Origin of the sequence: Sphingosinicella sp. (assembly GCF_052388015.1) — a bacterium.
GTDB lineage: Bacteria > Pseudomonadota > Alphaproteobacteria > Sphingomonadales > Sphingomonadaceae > Allosphingosinicella.
In genome coordinates this window covers 1-3,675 of record NZ_JBQTIN010000004.1, presented here as the reverse complement: position 1 = coordinate 3,675, position 3,675 = coordinate 1, and the positions used below count along the sequence as shown (strand labels likewise).

Here is a 3,675-nt window from a genome sequence, read left to right as displayed (position 1 = left end):
GCCGTCCGCGACTTGCAAGCCGGCTGCGCGGGTGAAGCGGCTGAACGTCGCGCCCTTCTCACCCCGAAAACGCCTCCCTCAACCCAACCGGCGCCCCCGCCACCGCCACGTCCGGCGCCGCCTCGATCCGGTGGACCTTGCGCGTTTCCTGCCAGAGCTCGACGGCCTGCTCGATTTGCCGCGACTTCGCCTCGGCGACGCCCTCGACATCGTCGTCGGCGTGAAATTCCTCGACGCTCTGGATATGCCCGCTCGATCGGTTGAGATGATAGAGACGGTAATAAGGCATGGCTCGCTCCTCGTTTTCGACGGGAGCGCGACGCTTTGTCTCTCGGTCGCCAGCATGCCGTTCGGATCTGGCGATGGAGCCTTCATAGCGGATATTTCGGGGGGGCGTGCTGATCTGCATCAGGGACGGCATTTTCTTTCGGCCCTCTCCCTTGGCCCATGATCGGAACAAAGCGCTTTCCTACAATGCCTTCTTTGTGGCCTAAGCTGGCGGATGAACGACTCATCCGATCCCGCCGGCGGCGATCCGCTCCTTCCCGCCTTCGTCGCGGACGACCCGGGCCCCACCCCCATGGCTACCGCGAACATTGGGACCATTCGCCGCGCGAAGGTGACGTTTTTGCGGGCGACGTACCGTGACTTTCGTCACCTTTGCCCGAACGATAAGGATGCCCGCCAGCCATGACCTACGCCAAGGACGCCGCCCCGCCCTTCTACCACGGCACCCGCGCCGACCTCAGCGTCGGCGATCTGCTCGCGCCCGGCTTCGGCTCCAATTATCAGGCGCAGAAGCTGTCCTGGATCTACTTCTCCGGCACGCTCGACGCCGCCATCTGGGGCTGCGAGCTGGCCAAGGGCCCGGACGATTGCGAGCGCATCTACATCGTCGAGCCCACCGGAGCGTTCGAGGACGATCGCAACCTCACCGACAAGAAATTCCCCGGCAACCCCACCGCCGCCTACCGCTCCCGCGAACCCTTGCGGATCGTCGGCGAGGTCGAGAGCTGGGAGCCCCATCCCCCCGAGCGCCTCAAGGAGATGAAGGACTTCCTCGCCCGGCTGGAAGCCGAAGGCGACATGAAGATCATCGATTAGGCCCCGCGAGCATGCGCGCCCGCAATCCGCTCTATGTGATGGCCAAGCCGCCGCCCGACGTTGCGGCGCGGATCGCCGCTCTGCCGCGCAACGATCCCAGGCGCGGGCCGGAGCTGCTCCACGTCACCTTGCTGAAGCTGTTCGATCTCCATTTTGCACCGCCCGACTGGCTGCCCCGCACGATCGCCGCGCTCGACGCCTTCCGGGCCGCTCCCTTCCCCCTCGCCTTCGACCGGATCGAGGCGCGCAAGGCCGTGACGCTCCGCACCCGCGCGCCGCTCCCCGAAGCCCGCGCCTTCCAGGCGGCCCTGGTCCGCCACCTGCTCGAGCATCGCGCGCCCCTGATGCTCGGCACCACGCCCGAGCCGCACCTCACCATCGCCTATCGCGACGACCGCCAGGGATCGCGCAAGATCGAGCAGATCGGCTGGACGGTGGACGAAATCCTCCTGATCGAAAGCGTCGTCGGCAAGACGACGCATGTCGAGCATGGCCGCTGGCCGCTCGCCGCCGGGCCGGCCTGATGCCCTATCTCGCTCATATCGCTTTGGTCGTCCGCGACTATGACGAAGCGATCGCTTTCTATGTCGGCAAGCTCGGCTTCACCCTGGCCGAGGACAGCTACCAGCCGGAGCAGGACGCCAAAGCGATTTCGAGCCGGGCCGATAGCCCCGGCGACTCGGAAATCGCGGCAACGGGAAAAAGATGGGTCACGATCCGCCCGCCGGGCGCGCCCGAACACGCCACCACCATCCTCCTCGCCCGCGCCTCGACGCCGGAGCAGGCGAAGTTCGTCGGCGATCAGGCGGGCGGGCGCGTCTTCCTGTTCCTCGCCACCGACGATTTCGAACGCGATTTTGCCGCCTACACGGCCGCCGGGATCGAGTGGGTCCGGCCGCCCGCCGATTACGATTATGGCCGGGTCGCCGTCTTCCGCGATCTTTACGGCAACCTCTGGGATCTGGTGCAGTTCAGCCGTTGACGCCAGCCTCAGCTCTTGGCGCCGCTGATCAGCCCCTTCTGCGTGGGGTTCGAGGCGTTCGTCTTCGGCTTTTCCGCCTTGGGCTTGCGGATTTCCCTGTTCGATTTCTTCTGGCCCTTGGCCATCATCTCGTTCCTTCGCGCTGGAGAGACGGCGGCCCTACCCCCTTTCCCCGCCAAAGGCGCGCTTTATCGCCGCGCGCGAAGCACCGCGCCCCGTATCTCTCCCGAAACAAATCCCGCGCCGGGCCGCACATTTTGTGCTATCCTCCGCGCCCGGAGAGGACGTGCCGATGCTCGATCCGGATCTGCCCGTCGAACGGGTCGCCGACGCCTATCGCCAGTGGCGCGAGACGAAGGGCATGAGCTCCGATCTGTTCCTCGATCTGATGGCCGAGGAGATCGAGATGCGATCGGTGCTGGAGCCGGCGCTGCCCGACGATCTCGCCGCCGATCGCAAGTCGCGTGGGCAAGCGCGGGAATATTTCGCCATCGTCCTCCGCGATTGGGAGATGATCGATTTTCCGCAGGAAAAGATCGTCGCCGACGGCGACACTTTGGTCTGGATCGGCCGCTGCTCCTGGCGCCACCGCCGCACCGGCCAGGAGATCGACACGCCCAAGGTCGACATCTGGACGTTCGAGAACGGCAAGGCGATCCGCTTCTTCGAGATGTTCGACAGCCTCGGCTTCGCCCGGACCGCGGTGTTGATCTGAGGGCGCGGCGGCTGGAGATCCGGCGCTCCGGACAGGCGTGGCCGTCTCACCCTGATGGCCAATCACCCGTTCGGGCGATGGACGCGCCGCGCCGCGCGCCGCATGCTCCACCGGCATCGACCCCACAGGAGACCCGCCATGCCGCTGACCGACGCCCGCCCGATCGCCATGATCACCACCCGCGACCGCAAGGTGGCCGAGCCGTTCTACGGCGAGACGCTCGGCCTCGCGCGCCTGCCCGGCGACGATTTCGCCGCGGTCTACGATCTCGCCGGCATGCAGCTCCGCCTGACCGAGGTGCCGACCTACGAGGCGTCGGCCTGGCCGCAGCTCGGCTGGGAGGTCGCGGATATCGACGCCGCCGTCGCCGCGCTCGACGGCAAGGGTGTCAAGATGAACATCTATGAAGGCCTCGGCCAGGACGCGCGCGGCATCTGGACCTCGCCCGACGGCGGCTGCAAGGTCGCCTTCTTCAGCGATCCCGACGGCAACGGCCTCAGCCTGACGCAGAATCTCTGAGGCCTCAGGCGCCCCTCGGCTGCTTCGAGCCGTTCAGCGCGATCGCCTCGCGGACCAGCGCCGTCAGCGCCTCGCCGTCGATCTCCTCGCCCTCGCGGACATCGATCGCGCGGCGCGTGCCGCCATCGAGGCTGGAGTTGAACAGGCCCGTCGGATCGTCCAGCGCCGCACCACGGGCGAAGGTCAGCTTGACCTTGTCGCCGTAGGTCTCGCCGGTGCAGATGATCCCTTCATGCTCCCACACCGGCACGCCCAGCGGATTGGCCGCCTTGCGCCATTTCACGCCCTCGGTCACCTCCGGGTCCGCCGCCCGGATCAGCGTCCGCAGCCTCGACAGGGCCTCGCCCCGCCAGTC

The 3,675-nt window shown here is 67.1% G+C and carries 7 protein-coding genes; 5 read left to right on the top strand and 2 right to left on the bottom strand.

Annotated elements, in window-relative coordinates:
* Positions 1–58 precede the first annotated feature (58 nt).
* Entirely contained in the window at positions 59–289 is a 231-nt protein-coding gene (locus tag ACT4N3_RS00100) for a hypothetical protein (RefSeq protein WP_444853165.1), read from the bottom strand.
* Between the two features lie 401 nt (positions 290–690).
* On the opposite strand from ACT4N3_RS00100, the gene arr reads away from it, so the two are divergent.
* From arr to ACT4N3_RS00075, 5 genes are all read left to right on the top strand, one after another.
* The gene (gene arr / locus ACT4N3_RS00095; protein WP_444853164.1) at positions 691–1,104 is read left to right on the top strand and encodes an NAD(+)--rifampin ADP-ribosyltransferase; all 414 of its coding nucleotides are present in this window, start codon (positions 691–693) and stop codon (positions 1,102–1,104) included.
* 11 nt (positions 1,105–1,115) lie between these two features.
* The gene (locus ACT4N3_RS00090; RefSeq protein ID WP_444853163.1) at positions 1,116–1,628 is read left to right on the top strand and encodes a 2'-5' RNA ligase family protein; all 513 of its coding nucleotides are present in this window, start codon (positions 1,116–1,118) and stop codon (positions 1,626–1,628) included.
* Positions 1,628–2,086 (top strand): VOC family protein, encoded by a 459-nt coding sequence (locus ACT4N3_RS00085; protein ID WP_444853162.1) that lies wholly within the window; start codon positions 1,628–1,630, stop codon positions 2,084–2,086. The genes ACT4N3_RS00090 and ACT4N3_RS00085 overlap by 1 nt, the downstream gene beginning before the upstream one ends.
* A 292-nt stretch (positions 2,087–2,378) precedes the next feature.
* A complete protein-coding gene (locus ACT4N3_RS00080; protein ID WP_444853161.1) occupies positions 2,379–2,801 on the top strand; it encodes a nuclear transport factor 2 family protein in 423 nt (140 codons plus the stop codon).
* 138 nt (positions 2,802–2,939) lie between these two features.
* Positions 2,940–3,320, top strand: coding sequence for a VOC family protein (locus ACT4N3_RS00075; protein WP_444853160.1), 381 nt, complete (start codon positions 2,940–2,942; stop codon positions 3,318–3,320).
* Positions 3,321–3,324: 4 nt separating this feature from the next.
* Here the strand turns inward: ACT4N3_RS00075 and ACT4N3_RS00070 are convergent.
* On the bottom strand, positions 3,325–3,675 hold a 351-nt coding region (locus ACT4N3_RS00070), incomplete at its 5' end, for a DUF1801 domain-containing protein (protein ID WP_444853159.1).

Coding starts and splice junctions, on each gene's coding strand:
- arr (WP_444853164.1), top strand. CDS start 691: ATGACCTACGCCAAGGACGCCGCCCCGCCCTTCTACCACGGCACCCGC.
- ACT4N3_RS00080 (WP_444853161.1), top strand. CDS start 2,379: ATGCTCGATCCGGATCTGCCCGTCGAACGGGTCGCCGACGCCTATCGC.
- ACT4N3_RS00075 (WP_444853160.1), top strand. CDS start 2,940: ATGCCGCTGACCGACGCCCGCCCGATCGCCATGATCACCACCCGCGAC.
- ACT4N3_RS00100 (WP_444853165.1), bottom strand. CDS start 289: ATGCCTTATTACCGTCTCTATCATCTCAACCGATCGAGCGGGCATATC.
- ACT4N3_RS00090 (WP_444853163.1), top strand. CDS start 1,116: ATGCGCGCCCGCAATCCGCTCTATGTGATGGCCAAGCCGCCGCCCGAC.
- ACT4N3_RS00085 (WP_444853162.1), top strand. CDS start 1,628: ATGCCCTATCTCGCTCATATCGCTTTGGTCGTCCGCGACTATGACGAA.